Source organism: Leptotrichia sp. oral taxon 879 str. F0557 (genome assembly GCF_000469385.1).
Lineage (GTDB): Bacteria > Fusobacteriota > Fusobacteriia > Fusobacteriales > Leptotrichiaceae > Leptotrichia > Leptotrichia mesophila.
In genome coordinates, this window is the sequence record NZ_KI271351.1 from 88,552 (window position 1) to 105,947 (window position 17,396).

The 17,396-nt window shown below is 29.3% G+C and carries 17 protein-coding genes, 1 tRNA gene and 1 pseudogene; 8 read left to right on the forward strand and 11 right to left on the reverse strand.

Annotated features, from left to right (window positions below; all coding sequences use genetic code 11):
- Positions 1-185: 185 nt before the first annotated feature.
- The 3 genes from HMPREF1552_RS10405 to HMPREF1552_RS10415 form a co-directional block, all read right to left on the reverse strand.
- A complete protein-coding gene (locus HMPREF1552_RS10405; protein WP_021745154.1) occupies positions 186-1,259 on the reverse strand; it encodes an asparaginase in 1,074 nt (357 codons plus the stop codon).
- A gap of 155 nt (positions 1,260-1,414) precedes the next feature.
- The gene (locus tag HMPREF1552_RS10410) at positions 1,415-2,077 is read right to left on the reverse strand and encodes an HAD family hydrolase (protein ID WP_021745155.1); all 663 of its coding nucleotides are present in this window, start codon (positions 2,075-2,077) and stop codon (positions 1,415-1,417) included.
- Between the two features lie 113 nt (positions 2,078-2,190).
- Positions 2,191-2,412: a DUF896 domain-containing protein gene (locus HMPREF1552_RS10415; protein ID WP_021745156.1), complete on the reverse strand. Its 222-nt coding sequence runs from the start codon at positions 2,410-2,412 to the stop codon at positions 2,191-2,193.
- A gap of 448 nt (positions 2,413-2,860) precedes the next feature.
- Here HMPREF1552_RS10415 and HMPREF1552_RS10420 point away from each other — a divergent pair, with 448 nt between their 5' ends.
- Together HMPREF1552_RS10420 and HMPREF1552_RS10425 are read left to right on the forward strand one after the other, a co-directional pair.
- The gene (locus tag HMPREF1552_RS10420) at positions 2,861-3,433 is read left to right on the forward strand and encodes a hypothetical protein (protein ID WP_021745157.1); all 573 of its coding nucleotides are present in this window, start codon (positions 2,861-2,863) and stop codon (positions 3,431-3,433) included.
- A gap of 47 nt (positions 3,434-3,480) precedes the next feature.
- The gene (locus tag HMPREF1552_RS10425; RefSeq protein WP_021745158.1) at positions 3,481-3,693 is read left to right on the forward strand and encodes a hypothetical protein; all 213 of its coding nucleotides are present in this window, start codon (positions 3,481-3,483) and stop codon (positions 3,691-3,693) included.
- 499 nt (positions 3,694-4,192) lie between these two features.
- On the opposite strand, the gene HMPREF1552_RS10430 is transcribed toward HMPREF1552_RS10425, so the two are convergent.
- The 6 genes from HMPREF1552_RS10430 to HMPREF1552_RS10455 all read right to left on the reverse strand — a co-directional run bounded on the left by HMPREF1552_RS10430 (position 4,193) and on the right by HMPREF1552_RS10455 (position 10,554).
- Positions 4,193-4,267, reverse strand: a tRNA-Cys gene (locus HMPREF1552_RS10430).
- Positions 4,268-4,296: 29 nt separating this feature from the next.
- Positions 4,297-5,394, reverse strand: coding sequence for a tRNA 2-thiouridine(34) synthase MnmA (gene mnmA / locus HMPREF1552_RS10435; RefSeq protein ID WP_021745160.1), 1,098 nt, complete (start codon positions 5,392-5,394; stop codon positions 4,297-4,299).
- Positions 5,395-5,451: 57 nt separating this feature from the next.
- On the reverse strand, positions 5,452-6,330 hold the full coding sequence (locus tag HMPREF1552_RS10440) for a glycosyltransferase family 2 protein (protein ID WP_021745161.1): 879 nt from the start codon (positions 6,328-6,330) through the stop codon (positions 5,452-5,454).
- Between the two features lie 35 nt (positions 6,331-6,365).
- The gene (locus HMPREF1552_RS10445; RefSeq protein WP_021745162.1) at positions 6,366-7,826 is read right to left on the reverse strand and encodes a lipopolysaccharide biosynthesis protein; all 1,461 of its coding nucleotides are present in this window, start codon (positions 7,824-7,826) and stop codon (positions 6,366-6,368) included.
- A gap of 491 nt (positions 7,827-8,317) precedes the next feature.
- Positions 8,318-9,298: an SIS domain-containing protein gene (locus HMPREF1552_RS10450; protein WP_021745163.1), complete on the reverse strand. Its 981-nt coding sequence runs from the start codon at positions 9,296-9,298 to the stop codon at positions 8,318-8,320.
- A 134-nt stretch (positions 9,299-9,432) separates the two neighbouring features.
- Entirely contained in the window at positions 9,433-10,554 is a 1,122-nt protein-coding gene (locus HMPREF1552_RS10455) for a mannose-1-phosphate guanylyltransferase (protein WP_021745164.1), read from the reverse strand.
- Positions 10,555-10,743: 189 nt separating this feature from the next.
- Here HMPREF1552_RS10455 and kdsA point away from each other — a divergent pair, with 189 nt between their 5' ends.
- From kdsA to lgt, 3 genes are all read left to right on the forward strand, one after another.
- On the forward strand, positions 10,744-11,583 hold the full coding sequence (kdsA, locus tag HMPREF1552_RS10460; RefSeq protein WP_021745165.1) for a 3-deoxy-8-phosphooctulonate synthase: 840 nt from the start codon (positions 10,744-10,746) through the stop codon (positions 11,581-11,583).
- 37 nt (positions 11,584-11,620) lie between these two features.
- Entirely contained in the window at positions 11,621-12,706 is a 1,086-nt protein-coding gene (locus HMPREF1552_RS10465; RefSeq protein ID WP_021745166.1) for an alanine--glyoxylate aminotransferase family protein, read from the forward strand.
- A 111-nt stretch (positions 12,707-12,817) separates the two neighbouring features.
- Positions 12,818-13,717, forward strand: coding sequence for a prolipoprotein diacylglyceryl transferase (gene lgt, locus HMPREF1552_RS10470; RefSeq protein WP_021745167.1), 900 nt, complete (start codon positions 12,818-12,820; stop codon positions 13,715-13,717).
- 51 nt (positions 13,718-13,768) lie between these two features.
- Here lgt and HMPREF1552_RS10475 read toward each other — a convergent pair whose 3' ends face one another.
- Positions 13,769-14,344, reverse strand: a complete 576-nt coding sequence (locus tag HMPREF1552_RS10475) for a helix-turn-helix domain-containing protein (RefSeq protein ID WP_021745168.1) — start codon at positions 14,342-14,344, stop codon at positions 13,769-13,771.
- Between the two features lie 85 nt (positions 14,345-14,429).
- Positions 14,430-15,107 carry a hemolysin III family protein gene (locus HMPREF1552_RS10480; RefSeq protein WP_021745169.1) on the reverse strand — a complete coding sequence of 226 codons (678 nt, stop codon included), beginning with the start codon at positions 15,105-15,107 and terminating at the stop codon, positions 14,430-14,432.
- Between the two features lie 694 nt (positions 15,108-15,801).
- Between HMPREF1552_RS10480 and HMPREF1552_RS10485 the strand changes: the two genes are divergently transcribed.
- The 3 genes and pseudogenes from HMPREF1552_RS10485 to HMPREF1552_RS10495 all read left to right on the forward strand — a co-directional run.
- Complete coding sequence (locus HMPREF1552_RS10485; protein ID WP_021745170.1) at positions 15,802-16,428, forward strand: MotA/TolQ/ExbB proton channel family protein; 627 nt, start codon at positions 15,802-15,804, stop codon at positions 16,426-16,428.
- 123 nt (positions 16,429-16,551) lie between these two features.
- A complete protein-coding gene (locus HMPREF1552_RS10490; protein WP_021745171.1) occupies positions 16,552-16,968 on the forward strand; it encodes a biopolymer transporter ExbD in 417 nt (138 codons plus the stop codon).
- 46 nt (positions 16,969-17,014) lie between these two features.
- Positions 17,015-17,396 (forward strand): annotated as a pseudogene (locus tag HMPREF1552_RS10495) (energy transducer TonB); the annotation flags it as partial.

Sequence of the window (17,396 nt, forward strand, 5' to 3'; positions counted from 1 at the left end):
CAAAAAACTCGCTATGCTCAGACAGTTTTGCCAGTACATAAAAATGCTCCGACAGATTATATTTATACTAGACTTTATTTAAAAAATAAAAAATTATATTTTGATTATTTGAAATATTAGGTTTATATCCTTTATTAAAAAAGTTTTTAACGAATTCGTTATTTAAATGGGGTTTAGTATAAAATCTATTTAGTAAGCTCTCCCGCAATATTCATTACCAATCTTTCCTTAACTTTTTCCACATCATATTTTCCTAAAAGGCACATAAATTTTGTAATTGCAGCTTCTGGTGTCATGTCGTATCCATTTACAACACCTAGTTCCGTAAGTATGGCATTTGACTCATAAAGTCCCATTTCCACGCTTCCAACTGTGCATTGAGTTACATTCAGAATTATAACTCCCATATCAATTATATATTTTATTGTTTCTAAAAATTCCTTATTTTGTGGAGTATTCCCGCTTCCGTAAGTCCGTAATACAAGCCCTTTTATACTATCATCATCTTGGAATATCCGTTTTAAAATTTTAGGGTTAAATCCAGGAAATACATCCATCATCAGTACATTTGGATTAATTTTGTAATCTACATAAAATTTCCCCTCTGGCTTTGATAATAGCCTGTTTTCATATATTTTTATTTTTGAGCCTGCCTGCCCTAATGGAAGATAATTTGGGGAAGAAAATCCAAAATAATTTGTAGAATCAAGCTTTCTTGAACGATTTCCCCTAAAAAGATGATCTCTGAAAAATACGCACACTTCTGGAATTACAGACAGTATTTCATTTTCTGAATTACAAATTTCACTATTTACCTGCGTCTGTTTTTCAATTATTTCAATAGAAGTTAGCAAATTTTGCAGTCCATCACTTCTAATTTCCTGAATTGGACGCTGTGCTCCTGTCAAAATCACCGTTTTCCCAAGATTTTTTAACATAAAAGAAAGAACACTTGCAGTATAAGACATTGTATCCGTTCCATGCAGTATTACAAAACCTTTGTATTTATCGTAATTTTCTTCAATTATTTTACCAATTTCCAGCCAAATTTCATAATTCATATCAGAAGAATCAATGATTTTGCTCGTCTGAACATAATCAACATTCATATCCTTCAAAAATTGATAGTTATGTATAACTTCCTCCCAAGATGAAGAGGGCTTCAATGCACTTTTATTGTCATCTTTATCTGAATGAACCATGCTGATTGTCCCACCTGTATTTATTACCAAAATCTTCTGACTTCTCTGCTCTTTCATACATCCCACCGTTCCTTCTTCTGCTTTTCATTTGTTACCCAAACTTTTTTATCTTGATTTTATTTTATCATTTTCTCTAGTAAATGTATAGCACTTTGCAAATCAAAAAAAATCGCTTTAATATAAAATACTAAAACGATTTCTCTAAAAACTTTCTATTCACCTTTTATTCTTTCAATAATTTCCTGAACACTGGACACCTTTACATCTTCGTCAATTCCATCCTCGCCTTTTACTTCGCCAAATCCCCATTTGCAGTAAACAATATCAATTCCAGCATTTTTAGCTGTATTTACATCCACAAGCATATCTCCAACAAATAATATTTTTTCTTTTGAAATATTTAAATTTTGTGCCATTTTATCAACATTATAAGGATTTGGCTTATTTGGATATTCCTTTTCATTTGAGCCAAATATTCCATCAAATTTCCATTTGGATAACTTTTTATCAACTGCAGATAAGGCTGTTTCATGATCCTTGTTTGTTACAATACCTTTTTTCACGCCATTCTGTTCCAAAAAATCAAGCAATTCAGGTATCCCTTCATAAGGTTCAACACCATAGTCAAAGTAAATATCATAATATTTTCTTATAATTTTTTCCATTTCCTCATTCGTTACATCATCATATTTCTCTTTTCCCAAAATATTCCGTGCAAGCCCTGAAACTCCACCACCGACAAATTTTACGCATTCATTAGCAGAATATTGCTTTTTCTCAAGTTCTTCCATCGCTGAATTTACAGTCTTTGTAATAGATTTTGACGTATCCATAAGCGTTCCATCCAAATCAAATATAACTAAATCATATTTCATAAATTCCCACTCACTCCCTTCCTAATCCACTTTAAACAATTACTAAAATCTCATCAATCCAACTTTCAATATTTTAAGAGATTAATCTCTAAATACTATTATTACTGTTTTATTTACGCTTCAGGCTCAATAATATTTCCGTCATCATCAATTGGATTCCCATCGTCATCCACTCTAACTACCTTAATGCTATCCAAATGCCCTCTTACACTTTCCTTAAATTTTTCGATATACATTTTTCTATATTTTTCACGCTCTTTCTTCTCTTCTTCCGTCAATTCCCTCTCACGTGCCAACTTTGAAAATTCATTTACTTTTTTAATAATATCTTCCATTTTTCCAATTTCCTTTCTAAAAAAATATTATATTTCATTTTGATTTTTATCTAAAATACAGTATAAAATAAAATTTATTAGTATCAAGCTCTTAGTGTTGAGTTTATTTTTTATCTTTTTTCCAATTTATAAATTTCATAATCCAAAAAATATATAACAATATTATTATACTGTATCGCTTATAATTTATCAATATTTTTTAAGAAAATATTTTTCTAAAAGAATTTATACATTTCACAAATTTTTATTTGAAAGAAGTTTTGATTTTATACATAGATTACAATATTAATTATAAAATTTTACTAAATTTTATCGTTTTACTATGATTATAAATTTATTTAATAAAAATATAAGTATTTACATTCACATATAGATTATGCTAAAATAATAAAAAACATTAATGTTATTAACTAAAAATTTGTGATATATAATAAAGAAAGGAGACAAAATGAGAGCAGTAAAAATTATTTTATATTTTTTGACATTCCAGATAATGATGTTTTCTGAGGCAATAGAAATGCAAAAACAAGTGTATTATAAATATTTACCAAATATCAATAAAAAGTTACAATCTGGATTTGAGATTCAACGAATGACAGGGTATTGTGAACTTCATCTTATTGAAGAAGAATGCACCGGACTGCTGTATATTGCGGATCCAAAATCTCTTTCTTTAGCTGAAGAAAGAACGGAGCATTTAGCTAAAATGAATATTGATATGTTAAATTTTAAAGCAGTTGTGTATAGGGGTGCTTCTTTTAATAATGATAGGTTGTATTTTAACGAAAAATATGATGCTGAAATACTGGATGATCAGAAAGAAGTAATAAAAAAAATAAAAAAGATGCTTATGATTTATGACACAATAAAAAATATTCCTATAGAAAAAGAAAAAAGACCTGTAGTTGATGATGATCCGTATTCATTAGGATTGCAACCTATAAAAAAAGATTTTCTACTTATATCACTATACGGATTCCTGAATTATCAAAACCATATTTTTATGTTCTTGATTATATAAATATTGATAGTGATAAAGTTTTTCGTACAGAATATACAGGAAGGGAATTGAATGAACTTCATCAATATTTAAAGCAGTTTATAGCAAAAAATAAGGATAAAAATGGTAAAATTCCAATTGAAAAATATGATAAGTTTATGAAAAAGGAAATTTATGAAACAAAGTTTTATCCAGAGTTAAATAAACAGATTTTAATATTGAACGATAGGTTGTCAAGGTATTTAGACTTGTCGGGAGACCCCTATTCATTATATTTTTGACTAAAAAATGATAATTTGTAAAATTAATTAAAGGAAGGATAATTACAATGTTATACAAAAATAAAAAAGGAATTTTATTATTTTTAGTGTTATGTACAGTTACGTTTTCAACTGAAAATAATAAAAAAACAGAAAAAATTAACTCAGAAAATTTGTTCGTTGTCATGAAATAATTTATCATATTGATTTGCTTAAAAATCATCTAATACTATTTTCTATTTAAAGAGTAGAAATCAAAAAATTTATGAATTTAAAGTCATTTTTTATAGGGTTATACTATTATCCAACCTGTATAGCTATTAAAATATTTTTTAATTAAATAATCATTAAGTATACATCTTAAAGATTTTTATAATTTTATTTATAAGTATTATGGCTAATAATAGTTTTTCTATTTTTTAAGGTAAGGACATCAGACCCCATGCCTTTTTCTCAATAAAAAAATAACTACTAAAAATTCAGCAGTTATAACTATTAATTATTATCAGTAATCAGTTAATGGAGGCGACAACCGGATTCGAACCGGTGTACAAGGTTTTGCAGACCTCTGCCTAAGCCCCTCGACCATGTCGCCACTTGACTTTGATAAGTTTATCATATTTTTTAAATTTTGTCAAATATTTTTATTTCTCCGCCACCAACAATTTCATTATCTAAGTAAAATACAATGTGCTGTCCTTCTGAGTTTTCGTGAGTTTTTTCATCAAACTCAAAAACTATCCTATTTTCATCGCTTTCTTCATTTTTCAAAAGTTTCAATTCCCCAGCCAGTCCTTTTGAAGAAAATCTCGGACGTGCGGTTAATTTTTTTCCAATTATTTCTTTTAAATCATAATGAAATTTACAATTTATCACTTCTATTTCCTTTATTAGCAATTCCTCAAAATCTCCCACAACAACCTCATTTGTTTCAGGGCGAAGTTCAAGTACAAAAAATGGCTTTCCTAAATTAAGCCCCAGTCCACGCCGCTGACCAACCGTATAAAACTGATAACCTATATGCTCTCCAATAATTTTACCATTTTTATCCACAAAATTCCCCTTTTTTACATCATTTCCAAGCACTTTTTTCAAAAATGGAATATATCCGTTGGGAGCAAAGCAGATTCCTTGGCTGTCGGGCTTATTATGAGTATGAATACCATTTTGTCTTGCAATTTCACGAACTTCTGATTTCTCATATTCAGCAAGTGGAAATAAAAATCTTTCCACGACATCCTTATCCAACCGGTAAAGCATATAAGTCTGATCTTTTCTGTTATTTTTATCCCATAAAAGCATATTATTCTCGCTAACTTTTGAATAATGCCCTGTCGAAATGTATTTTATTCCCATTTTATCAGCAAATTCTACGAGTTTTTTTATTTTTACCTTTTCATCACAAATTACACAAGGTGAAGGAGTTTTTCCAGCATTATACATTTTTATAAAATAATCCATTACATCCTTTTTAAATTCTTCCACGACATTTAGTACATAATGAGGGATTCCCAATGTGTAGCATGTATACCTTGCATCATTTATATCATCAAGGGAACAGCATGTTTTTCCAGGATTTTCTGAAAGTTCATCAGGCAAATGCTTTAACGTAACCCCTATAACTTCATAGCCTTGCTGTTTCAACAAAAGAGCAGCGACAGAACTGTCTATGCCGCCACTCATTCCAACTACTACTTTTTTATCATCTAATTTTTTGTTCATTTCGTATTTCTTTCTCTTTTCTAAATTTTTAATTTCTATGTTTCCAAACTCAAAATCTTATTTTTTATTTTTCTCTTTTTGCCACATATATTCCCCAATTCCTAAAGCAAAAATTAAAAACAATTTATTTTTATTTTCTTTAAATATTTTTCTAAATTTATATCCTGCTGCCCTGCAAAATTTGTAATAAACAGCATTATTTAGAATTTTCTGCTTAAAAGATAAATTCTGGGAATTGATTTCGTTATGATAAAGTGCCTGTCCTTTCGGATTTCGCAGCAGTAAATTGTTGTATTTGGCTGTCAATCCATCTTCCTGATATTCCTTTATCTCAATTTTTTCATTCACATAAACTATCTTATATTTTTCACAAATTCTGTTATAGACAACAGCTTCTGTAATAAATTTTTCATCGTCAAAAACTGGAAATTTATATTTTTTTATAATTTCAGTCCGAAACATAAGCCCTTTATCGCCCTTAACTCCGTATTTATTGTAAATATCAAACTGTGTTGAAACCATCTCTTTTTCTGGAAAACTAGAGCCTATAACTTCTCGATTTGGATAAATTGACAAATACCCCATTCCCGCAATATTGCTATTTTTTTCATATTTTTTCCAATATTTCAAAATAGTTTCAAGACCATTTTCAACATATTCATCATCAGAATCAAGACAGATAAAAATCTCTCCATTTGCTTTATCAGTTGCAAAATTGTATGCTCGCTGTTTACCTCCGTTTTCCTTAAAATAATACTTTATATTCAGCTTTTTTTCACTCAAAAATTCTTCTGCTTTCTCTTTAGTTCCATCAGCAGAGCCATCATCGACAATAAGCCATTCAAAGTCCTTGAAAGTCTGTTTTTGAAGTGATTTATACAATTTTTCAAGCAGTTCTTTTCGATTAAAAGTTGGTGTAAAAATCGTAAATTTCATTTTTTATTTCCCCTTATTTTCCAAAGCTTTAAAATTTAACGTTTTATAATTTTTCTTCTTATTCCATTCACAAGATTTGCAATTTTAGTGTAAACTTCCCTATTTACAAGTAATTTTGTCACTATCGCCAAATAAGCTATTTTCAAGCCAAATTTCATCCACGAAAGCTGATCATTTGATAAATAGAATATCACAGGATTTACAATAATTATGAAATATAAAAATAATTTTTTATAATTAAACGAAATCTTGTATTTTTTCCTTATAATCATCATTTCCATTATTGCTCTAAATAAAAAGGCAAGTAACGTTGTCCACGCAGCAATAATAGGCCCAATTTCTGGAAATTTCGGTATAAAAATTATATTTCCAACTAAATTAAATATCATTGCAAACATTGTAAAATAAAAAATATATATGCTGTCCTCGTGAAAATGGAAAAAATAATCAAGGCAAAATAGTCCCTGAACGACAATTCCAGCTAGAATTAAAGGCATATAATTTATCGCCTGATAATAACTTTTTGGAAATATCAGCTTTATCCCTTCTGGAGCAAATAACTGTGCGATTACACAGGCAAAGGAAATAATCGCAATAAAGTTTTCCACGCTTCGTGTTATTCTCGGATTTGTCCTATCCTCCTTCATCGCCTCATAAAACTCTGGCGTCCAGCTGTTTACAAAAGAACCTGTAACAACCGACAAAACCCTTCCTCCAGTAAATGCAAGCGTGTATCCCCCAACTACCGCAAGAGAAACAAATTTTGCCAAAACAAGCCTATCGCTCAAATTCACAACCTGATCCGTAAGTTCAATAAAGATTAGTGGCAATCCATTTCTTAGCGAATATTTCACATAATCAAAGTTCAACTTAAATCTAAATTTTCCAAAATAATCCTTAAAATAGAACAGAAATACTATAATCAGTGCAATTAAATTTGCAAACTGGTTTCCAAAAACTCCCCATTTTAAGTATTTTATAAAGTAAATTGCCAGAATATAAGTTGTAAAAAGGCTTACAACACTTCCTATCGCCACTTTCATATACATTCTCTTCATTCTGAACAAAGTTGTTGAAAGATTGTTAAAAGCGTTCGTTGTAGCAATTAAAACGCTGACAATTATCAAGGGATAATAACTTACCTTGCTTAAATCAACTATATATGAAAATAGTTTTTTGGCTATTGGCGTAAATAAAAAAATATAAGTAAGTATATTAAAAACTACTATAATTAAAGTTGAAGAAAACATATAACTTCCAAATTCATCTTCACTTTCCTTCAAATCTACATATTTCTTCATCTGAGCATTATAAAGCCCCAGCCCTAGAATTACAGTAAATAATGAAGTAATCGGAGCCAATGTTCCCACAATCCCAAATTCTTCCTGTGTCAATAACCTCGTTATTATCGGCAAAAATATAAACGACCCCATCTTTGTAACCAAATTCATAAGAGAATAAACCATCGTTCCCTTCAATAAATTTTTATTATCCATCTCTCTCCATTTCCAAAACTTTTCATAAACCTTACTTATCTTAAACTAATTTTAAAACATATAGTTTTTTTATATTGATTTCTTATTTTGTTATTTTTAGATAATTTTGGTTAATATTTTTTCTTTAATGAAATTTTACTTGTTTTTGTTTTAATTAAAATCGACTATTATAATTAAACTAAAGACTGTCATGATTTTTTGGAATAAAATTGATTGTTTGAGCTTTTTTGAAACTTTTAAGTTATAATCAATTTATAGAGTTGATAATAACTGTTATTAAAAAGCAAGTTTCAATTTTATTTAAAAAAAATGCTTAGACAAGCTGGGATTGTAAAGGGGATAGCGACTGATCCCCTTTATATTTAAAAAAGAAAAAATATAAAAATATAGAAAAAACAACAATTAATCAAAAAAATTTAGAATTTTTAAAAATTATTTATCTGTATATTTAAGAAACAATTTTGTTATTAATAAAAAAATTAAATATGTTGCTATCTTAATCCTATTAAATCGTGTACCCGTATCAAGCCTACAACATTTCCATTTTCCACAACAGGCAGTACATTAATCTGGCTTTTTCTATTTTCCATCAGATGAAGTGCATCTAGAGCCATCGCATCCTTCTCAATCGTTACTGGTGTAGAAATCATAATATCAGAAGCCACATAATCAAAAAATTTCTCCTTATGTTCCAATGCACGCCGAATATCTCCTTCTGTTATAATTCCAAGCAGTTTGCCATTTTCAAGTCCTGTGTCCGAAATGCACACAGCTCCTAATTTTTTCTTTGTAAGAACCATTAATACATTCTCAATTTTTTCATCTTCTTTTACAACTGGCAATTCATCTCCAATATGCATCAAATCTGAAACATGTAATAATAACCGTTTTCCAAGGCTTCCTCCTGGATGATATTTGGCAAAGTCATTTTCTGTGAAATCTTTTAATTTCATAAGGCATACGGCCAAAGCATCTCCTGTTACTAGAGTTGCTGTAGTCGAACTCATTGGCGCTTGCCCCAGCGGACATGCTTCCTTTTCTACTCCAACATTTATCACAAGTTCTGCATATTTTCCCAACATAGAATCAGGATTTCCAGTAAATGCAACTATTTTCCCTCCAATTTTTTTTATTGGCGCTAAAATGCTTAATACTTCGTCAGAATTTCCACTATTTGAAATGGCTATTACCACATCTCCATCGCTAATCATTCCCAAATCACCATGAAGTGCTTCTGCTGCATTTATAAATACCGATGTTGTACCAGTTGAGGCAAGTGTCGCTGTAATTTTTTTACCAATTATTCCAGACTTTCCAATTCCTGTCACAACAACTTTATTGTTATTTTTCAAATTTAAAATCATTCGGACTAATTTTTGAAAATCATCTCCTAGTTTACTTTTTAATTTTTCCAGTTCTGCAATTTCAATATCAAATACATTTTTAGCTTCTTTTATAATATCTATTTCCATTTTTAGTTTTGCTCCCTTTATTCAATAAATATTTTCACATTGATGTTTTTATTACACCCAAACTTTTTTATATCAAACTATTAAATTTCAAATAACAATAAAATTCAAGTAAAATAATCAAATGCTGTTTTTGACTACTTATTTTTCATCTCAATCTTATTCAATATTTTCTTAATTTCCTGACTTTTGTCCTTATGGCAGACAAGCAAGGCATCTTTTGTATTTACAATGACGATATTTTCTAGCCCAATTGTAGCAATAATTTTGTCATTTTCCTTATTAATTACGATATTTCCTTCTGATTCAATCTGCTCAAAATTATCAGCCTGCACAACGTTGCTATCCTTGTCTTTTGGAAAAATATCCTCAAGTGACTTGAAGTTTCCAACATCGTTCCAGTCAATGTCAACAGGTATGACACTAACAGATTTTGTATGTTCCATTACCCCAAAATCTATCGAAATTTTTTCAAATTTTTCAAATTCATCCTTCACAAAATCACTTAGTCTTTCTCCATAAACTTCATTTAAATCAACATTTTCGAGCATTTCTTCAATTTTTTCCAAAATAATGCCATGAGTTTCCATATGTTTTTTTATTTCATGCAAGATAAATTCTGTTTTCCAAAGGAACATTCCGCTATTCCAAAGATAATTTCCCTGTTCGATATATTTTTCAGCTAGCTCCTTATTAGGCTTTTCCCTAAATTTCTTAACTTTATATGACTTAAATCTTTCTTTATTTTCACAGTTATTTTTGTCATTTTTTGATTTTTTTCTATCTACATACTCAATATATCCATACCCAGTTTCAGCGTAAGTCGGCTTAACTCCCAGCGTAACAATCTTATTTTTTTCAGCCTCTTTAAACGCAAACTCCAAGCTGTCCAAAAATTCCTTTTCCTTCTTAATCAAATGATCTGACGGCAAAACTGCCATAATGCTATCCTCATAAATTTTTCTGATAATGCAGGCCGCATACCCAATACAGGCTGCCGTATCTCTTGCCATTGGCTCAAAAATTATATTTCTGCCAGCAATCTCAGGTAATTCCTTTTTTATTATGTCAAGATACTTAATATTCGTTGAAATAAAAATTCTCTCTATCGGAATAAGTTTCTTTATCCTTTCAATTGTTTCTTTTATCATAGTCTTTTTTGACACAAGATCCAAAAACTGCTTCGGCTTATCATTTGTAGATAACGGCCAAAATCTTGTTCCACTTCCTCCAGCCATAATTAAAGCTACTTTATTCATATTTTCTCCTGTTCTTCAATTAATTTTTATTTATTATCTTGCTTTTTGTTTTTCAATTATTTTTTCAGTTAAAAGTATAACATAATTTATTTATTTTATCAAAAAGAATATTTTAGAAAAATATTAGGAAAAAAAGAAATATTATGATAAAATGAAAATATAAGAAAATTTTTTAGAAAGGAATTGGATATGTTAATAGATAAAGTGAAAAAAGTTAAAATTACTGATAATATCATAATTGGTAATGATAAGATTTTTTTGATAGCTGGACCTTGTGTAATTGAATCAGAAGATTTAGTTATGGAAGTAGCTGCAAAAATGAAAGAAATTACTGATAGACTTGGAATTCAGTATGTATTTAAGGCTTCGTTTGACAAGGCTAATCGTTCTTCTATTTCTTCATTTAGAGGACCAGGACTTGAAAAGGGACTTGAAATTTTGTCAAGAGTTAAAGAAAAATATGGTGTTGCTCTTGCTACAGACATTCATGAGCCACATCAATGCAAAGAAGCTGCAAAAGTTATTGATTTACTTCAAATTCCTGCCTTCTTATCACGACAGACTGATTTGCTCATTGCAGCAGCAGAAACTGGAAAAGCAGTTAATATCAAAAAAGGTCAATTTTTAGCACCTTGGGATATGAAAAATGTTGTAAAGAAATTTCAGGAAGTTGGAAATGAAAATATAATGCTTTGTGAACGTGGAGCTTCGTTTGGATATAATAATCTTGTTGTAGATATGCGTGGACTTTTGGAAATGAGAAAATTTGGATATCCAGTCGTATTTGACGCTACACATTCAGTACAAATTCCTGGCGGACAGGGCGAAACTTCAGGAGGTAACCGTGCTTATGTGTATCCACTTGCAAGAGCTGCAGTATCTGTTGGAGTTGATGGAATATTTGCAGAAGTACATCCTGAACCTGATAAAGGATTGTCTGACGGTCCAAATATGCTAAAATTAGACGATGTAGAAAAAATCTTAACGAAATTGCTTCAATATGATAAATTGACAAAGGAGTTAATATAAAAATTTTTAAAATATAAATTTTAGGAGGAATAGATTTATGAGTTCAAAATTATTATTGACACCAGGGCCAACTAATATTCCAGAAGAATATCTGGAAATTTTTGGAAAGGATATTATCCACCACAGAACACCTGAATTTAGAAGAATTATGAAAGAAAACAATGAAAATTTGAAAAAAGTATTCAAAACTAAAAATGATGTTGCCGTTATAACTTCATCTGGTACAGGTTCAATGGAAACTGCCATTGTAAACTTTTTTTCAAAAGGTGACAAAGTTCTTGCCATAAATACTGGATATTTTGGGGATAGATTTAGAAAAATTGCTGAAATTTATGGATTAAACGTAATTAATTTACAGTATGAATTTGGAGAAAGCTACAATTTGGACGATGTAAAGAAAGTTATTTCAGAAAATCCAGATTTAAAAGGAATTTTGGCCACTCATAGCGAAACTTCAGTTGGTATTCTGAATGACATAAAATCTTTAGGAGATTTGACAAAAGATACTGATATTTTGCTAGTTGTTGACACAATCAGTGGACTTGTTGTAAATGAATTTGATTTTGATGGATGGCATGTGGATGTGGCGATTGCAGGAAGCCAAAAGGCATTTCTAATACCTCCAGGACTATCATTTGTCGCAATAAGCGATAAAGCAAAAAAAGCTATGGAAGTTTCTGATTTACCTAAATATTATTTTGATTTGAAACAATATGCAAAATATTTTGAAGAAAATGGAGAAACGCCATACACTCCAGCAATTGCTTTAATTCTAGCATTGAATCAGTCATTAAAAGACTTGATAAAAAATGGAATTGAAAACACAATCAAGCAAAAACACGATTTGAGAAAATATGTTGAAGAAAAAGCTCAGAAACTTGGGTTTGAACTATTAGTTAAAAATGAAGCAAACAGAACAAATACACTAATTTCAGTTTATAGAGAAGGAATTATTATAAAATCAATAATTTCAGCCCTTGAAGAACAAGGATACACTGTTACAGGTGGAAAGGGAAAATATGCTGAAAGTCTTATGAGAATTGGAATTTTAGGACAAATTTCAAAAGAGCAGATTGATGACTTCTTTGTAATCTTTGAAAAAGAATTGAAAAAACAATTATAAAATTTACAAAAAAATGAATGAAGTACTGGAACTGTTTTAAAGGTTTTATTTCTTATAAAGAAATAAAATGCTCTGGCAGTTTCTGTTGCAAAATATAGAAAAGGAGCATAAATGAAACCATATCTATTTAAAATTGGAGGTTTTGAACTTAGAATTTATAGTTTAATGTATATTTTAGCCTTTCTTTTTGGAATGTTTATCGCACTTGCTGATGATGTTGCTGAAAAAAGGGGCGTCGATGATAGAAAAATTATTGAAGATTTTGCATTTACTACAATAGTGGCAGGATTAATCGGAGCAAGATTATATTATGTTATTTTTAAATTTTCAGATTACATTGGAAATCCTTTATCTATCTTGTACATCTGGGAAGGCGGACTTGCAATTCACGGTGGAATTATCGGAGCATTTATAGGCTCATGTTACTATGCCAAAAAAAACAAAATGAACTTATGGGTTCTTACAGATATGGCTGTTGGCCCTTTATTGTTTGGACAGTTCCTAGGAAGATTTGGGAACTTGGCAAATGGAGAAGTTCATGGAGTACCTACATTTACTCCACTTAGTGTAATTTTTTCAGGGACATTTAGTAAATGGTGGGCTGGATACCAGTCTTTGAGTCTTTCTGCGAAAGCTCAGTTCAAACAGCTTGTACCTTGGGGACTAATATTTCCGTTAGATACACCTGCAGGATCGGAATTTCCAAATATGCCGTTACATCCTGCCATGCTTTATGAAGGTGCTTTGAATCTTATTGGCTTTGTAATACTATGGTTCTATTTCAGAAAAAAAGAATACAATCCTGGAGTTTTGTCAATGATTTATCTAATAATGTATGCAATTATAAGGATATTCGTAAGCACATTCAGAGCTGAAGATTTATTAATTTTAGGAATACGTCTTCCATACCTAATAAGTATTGTCATGATTATAATTGCAGTTATTGGAATAAAATTCTTTGGAAATCCGGAAAGAAAGTTTGTACCTACCGAAAATCTAAATAATAAATAGGAAATTAAAAACTGTCATATCCATTTTTGGACTGACAGTTTATTTATTTACTTACTTACTTTCAGTAATTATAGTTTTATTGCTTGAAGTTCTTTTTCCGCGATTATCTATTAATGCGTCAACTCCACCTTTTTCATATTTTTTTACCCAAGAATAAATTTGTTGGTATGAAACTCCAAATTTTCTAATTGTTTGATTGTAGTCATAATTATTGTTTTGACAGAAAATTACTGCTTCTACCTTTGCTTCTATTGTTTTTCTTACATGTTTTTTTACTACAGTGTAGTTTCCATTGATATCTATACTTCTTCTATAGTCTCTTATCCAATAATTTAGCACGCTCACAGAGGCAATATCATATTTTTTACAAATATCAAATAAAGAACCTTCATTATTGAGATAGCTTTTAATGGCTTTTTCTCTGGTTTCACGAGTGTAATGTCTATTTTTATCTCCTACAACTACGCTTTCTTCACCTAATTCAAGGTATTTCTTTTTCCAAGTCATTATTGAAGATTTCGCGATTCCATATTCTTTGGCTAATCCCTGAATAGTTGCTTTTCCATCTAATACTTTTTTTACGAGTTCAATTTTTAGTTCGTTAGATACTTTTGATTTTCTTCCCATTAAAATTTCCCTTTCTATAAATAAAATATATATTCTTTAATTTACTTAATGATAATAATAAAACTGCTTAAAAATAAATAAACTGTTATACCAAATAAAATACTGCCAAAAAATGTGACACACTTCCAAAAATTACGAAAATATGCCATATCATATGATTAAATTTACATATTTTCCACGAATAAAATATTGTACCAAGCGAATATAATACACCTCCTGCAATCAGATAAATCAATGAAGTAAGATTTATATTATTTATAAGATCATTCCATGCAAATATAATCATCCATCCCATAATCAGATACAATAATGTTGACAACATCTTGAATTTTCCTGTAAAAAAAGCTTTGAATATAATTCCTAGCACACATACTGTCCACTGGATAGTCAACACGATCTTATTCATTGGCGAATTAACGACCAAATAAAGAAAAGGTGTATATGAGGCAGCTATAAGAATATAAATTGCTGAATGATCAAAAATTTCAAAAACAATCTTAGCTGTTCCAGGCTTTAAACCATGATATATTGATGACATTGTATAAAGAACAATAAGTCCAAATCCAAATGCCATGAATGAAATAACGGTCCCAGCATCGCGTGTCCAGCTCGCCCGAATTGTTAGTATCAGAAATGCCAAAACAGCTAATCCTGCACCAACAGTATGACTTACAAAATTTGCAATTTCTTCTCCGCGTGAGAAATTTTCAGCTTTTTTGTGTATTTCATTTAATGAGTTATTATTCTTAGTTTTTTTATTCATATTTTTCCTTTCAGATACAAAGATATTTTTTATATTTAAGACTGTAATATTATATAGTTGACAAATGCTTGAAATATCCTATTTTTAAAGTTATCTGAACATAAAATCAAATTCATAAATAGCTTGTGTTATAATAATATCATGCAAACTTTTATAAATTATTTTTTTTTCCTTATAAATTAGTTTTATTTTTTTGACAACTATTTAAAATAATCTAATTTTGTTATCATTATAATTTTAACTCTTTTATAAAATATATCACCTGTTATAATACTCTAATTTATTATAACAGTTATTTTAATTATATTCAACCCAAATATTTTAAATTTTTCAAATTTTATATCATTTTATATGTATTATATACGATAAATACTACTTTTTATCAAATTATTAAAATTTAAAAAAACTTAGAATTTTGATAGAATAACCTGTTTTACAAATCTTACTTTAAAATAATTATTTGTGTATCTAAGTAAAATATTTTGAATTATTACATAAAATTTGACACAAAATTATTTTTATAGTAAAATAATTTTATATAAAAACTTTTAATATAGAATTTTTAATTTTGTAGAAATATTACTTAAAAAATCGATGTTTAAAAGTTATAATTATCTTACTTAAAATCTTAAATTTATATGGAAATAAATTAAGCAGTTGAAATAATAAATATAAAAAGAAAGAAGGACGAATTATGTTAAAATACCTTTTTGACGGCGGAATATTTATGTGGGTAATTTTACTTGCCTCAATATCTGGACTTTCCGTTATTATTGAAAAAATGTATACTTTTTTATCAAAGGAAAAAAAATTGTCAGAAAATGAGAAAAATCAGCTTTATAAAGCACTTAGAACTGGAAATAAGGAAGAAATTTTAAAACTTTGTAAAGATAAGACTGATTCTGTTTCTAAAAGTGTGACAAAAATTGTTTCTAATATGGATATTAACTTCACTAAACTTGATAATTCACATAGACAAGTTATAGAAGGGATTATTAGTGAAAGTATTCTGGAACAGACTACTGAACTTGAAAAAGGTATGAGTCTATTGGGAACAGTTGTAAATGCAGCTCCTCAACTAGGACTTCTGGGAACTGTTACAGGAATGATTACAGCCTTTTCAGCTCTTACCCGAAATGGTACAAGCACAGCAAAAATAGTGGCTAGTGGAATTTCAGAAGCACTTTACACAACTGCATTTGGATTAATCGTTGCAATACCTGCATTAGTCTTTTATAATTATTTTAACAGACGAATTGATGTTATTGTAGCTGAGATGGAAAGGGCAGCATTGCAGTTTTTGAGCCGAGTAAAAGATTGATTTTTACAGCCTTTTATTCTAATCTTATACTTAAAATTCAAACTAATTTTATCCGATTTAGATTAGTTTAACTTCAAACAAATTTAAGTAAAATTTACAAATCAAATTTATTAGGAGAAAAATATGAAATTTTCTAACAGACAAAAACGTCAAAATGTGGATATATCAATGTTAAACCTAATCGACGTAATTTTTATGTTATTAATATTTTTTATGCTTGCAACTACATTCAACAATTATTCACAATTCCAGCTGTCAGTTCCAAAGACATCAGCACAGCTCGAAAAAAAAGAAGATACGAAAATAGAAGTAATTGTAAACAAAGATAAAAAATATTTCTTAAAAATAGATGACAAAACTAGGGAACTTTCCCAAAACGAAATTGCCAGCGAATTTTCAAAATTGCCAAAGGAAGCATTAAAAAATATAACTTTAACTGCCGACGAACATTTGGAATATAAGGACATTGTGGATACGATGAGTATTTTAAAAAATATGAACATAGAAAATATAAGTTTAAATATTCAAAATAAAAATTAAACGTATGTAAAATTAGATATTTACAGAAAACGAATGGAGGTGAAAAATGAAATATTATATAATTTCAGCTGCAATAAACTTGGGAATACTCCTTATTCCAATTGCAACTCCAGTTTTAAAACAGAAACTTGAAGAAAAAAAAGAAAAGCAGACTATTGTTGTTGACTTAAAAAATAGTATTTTGGAAGAAAATAAGACAAAAAGCACAGTTGATACGGATAGCAATGAGGAAAGTAACGGAACGTCTGGGTTACAAAAGGGAAATCTACCAAATAAAAACAATGCAATTTCCGAAGCTCAAAACATAGAACCAAGTAAACAGCCTAAAAATCCAAAACAGTCCGAACTTTCACAAGCACAACCAATACAGCCAAAACAACCACAGCAACCAGCACCACAACCTCCCAAAGTTCCTCAAAATACCCCAC

Bases quoted from the DNA above. Each gene is read 5' to 3' on its own strand.
- HMPREF1552_RS10405 (WP_021745154.1), bottom strand. From the start codon at position 1,259: ATGAAAGAGCAGAGAAGTCAGAAGATTTTGGTAATAAATACAGGTGGG.
- HMPREF1552_RS10410 (WP_021745155.1), bottom strand. From the start codon at position 2,077: ATGAAATATGATTTAGTTATATTTGATTTGGATGGAACGCTTATGGAT.
- HMPREF1552_RS10415 (WP_021745156.1), bottom strand. From the start codon at position 2,412: ATGGAAGATATTATTAAAAAAGTAAATGAATTTTCAAAGTTGGCACGT.
- HMPREF1552_RS10420 (WP_021745157.1), top strand. From the start codon at position 2,861: ATGAGAGCAGTAAAAATTATTTTATATTTTTTGACATTCCAGATAATG.
- mnmA (WP_021745160.1), bottom strand. From the start codon at position 5,394: ATGAACAAAAAATTAGATGATAAAAAAGTAGTAGTTGGAATGAGTGGC.
- HMPREF1552_RS10440 (WP_021745161.1), bottom strand. From the start codon at position 6,330: ATGAAATTTACGATTTTTACACCAACTTTTAATCGAAAAGAACTGCTT.
- HMPREF1552_RS10445 (WP_021745162.1), bottom strand. From the start codon at position 7,826: ATGGATAATAAAAATTTATTGAAGGGAACGATGGTTTATTCTCTTATG.
- HMPREF1552_RS10450 (WP_021745163.1), bottom strand. From the start codon at position 9,298: ATGGAAATAGATATTATAAAAGAAGCTAAAAATGTATTTGATATTGAA.
- HMPREF1552_RS10455 (WP_021745164.1), bottom strand. From the start codon at position 10,554: ATGAATAAAGTAGCTTTAATTATGGCTGGAGGAAGTGGAACAAGATTT.
- kdsA (WP_021745165.1), top strand. From the start codon at position 10,744: ATGTTAATAGATAAAGTGAAAAAAGTTAAAATTACTGATAATATCATA.
- HMPREF1552_RS10465 (WP_021745166.1), top strand. From the start codon at position 11,621: ATGAGTTCAAAATTATTATTGACACCAGGGCCAACTAATATTCCAGAA.
- lgt (WP_021745167.1), top strand. From the start codon at position 12,818: ATGAAACCATATCTATTTAAAATTGGAGGTTTTGAACTTAGAATTTAT.
- HMPREF1552_RS10475 (WP_021745168.1), bottom strand. From the start codon at position 14,344: ATGGGAAGAAAATCAAAAGTATCTAACGAACTAAAAATTGAACTCGTA.
- HMPREF1552_RS10480 (WP_021745169.1), bottom strand. From the start codon at position 15,107: ATGAATAAAAAAACTAAGAATAATAACTCATTAAATGAAATACACAAA.
- HMPREF1552_RS10485 (WP_021745170.1), top strand. From the start codon at position 15,802: ATGTTAAAATACCTTTTTGACGGCGGAATATTTATGTGGGTAATTTTA.
- HMPREF1552_RS10490 (WP_021745171.1), top strand. From the start codon at position 16,552: ATGAAATTTTCTAACAGACAAAAACGTCAAAATGTGGATATATCAATG.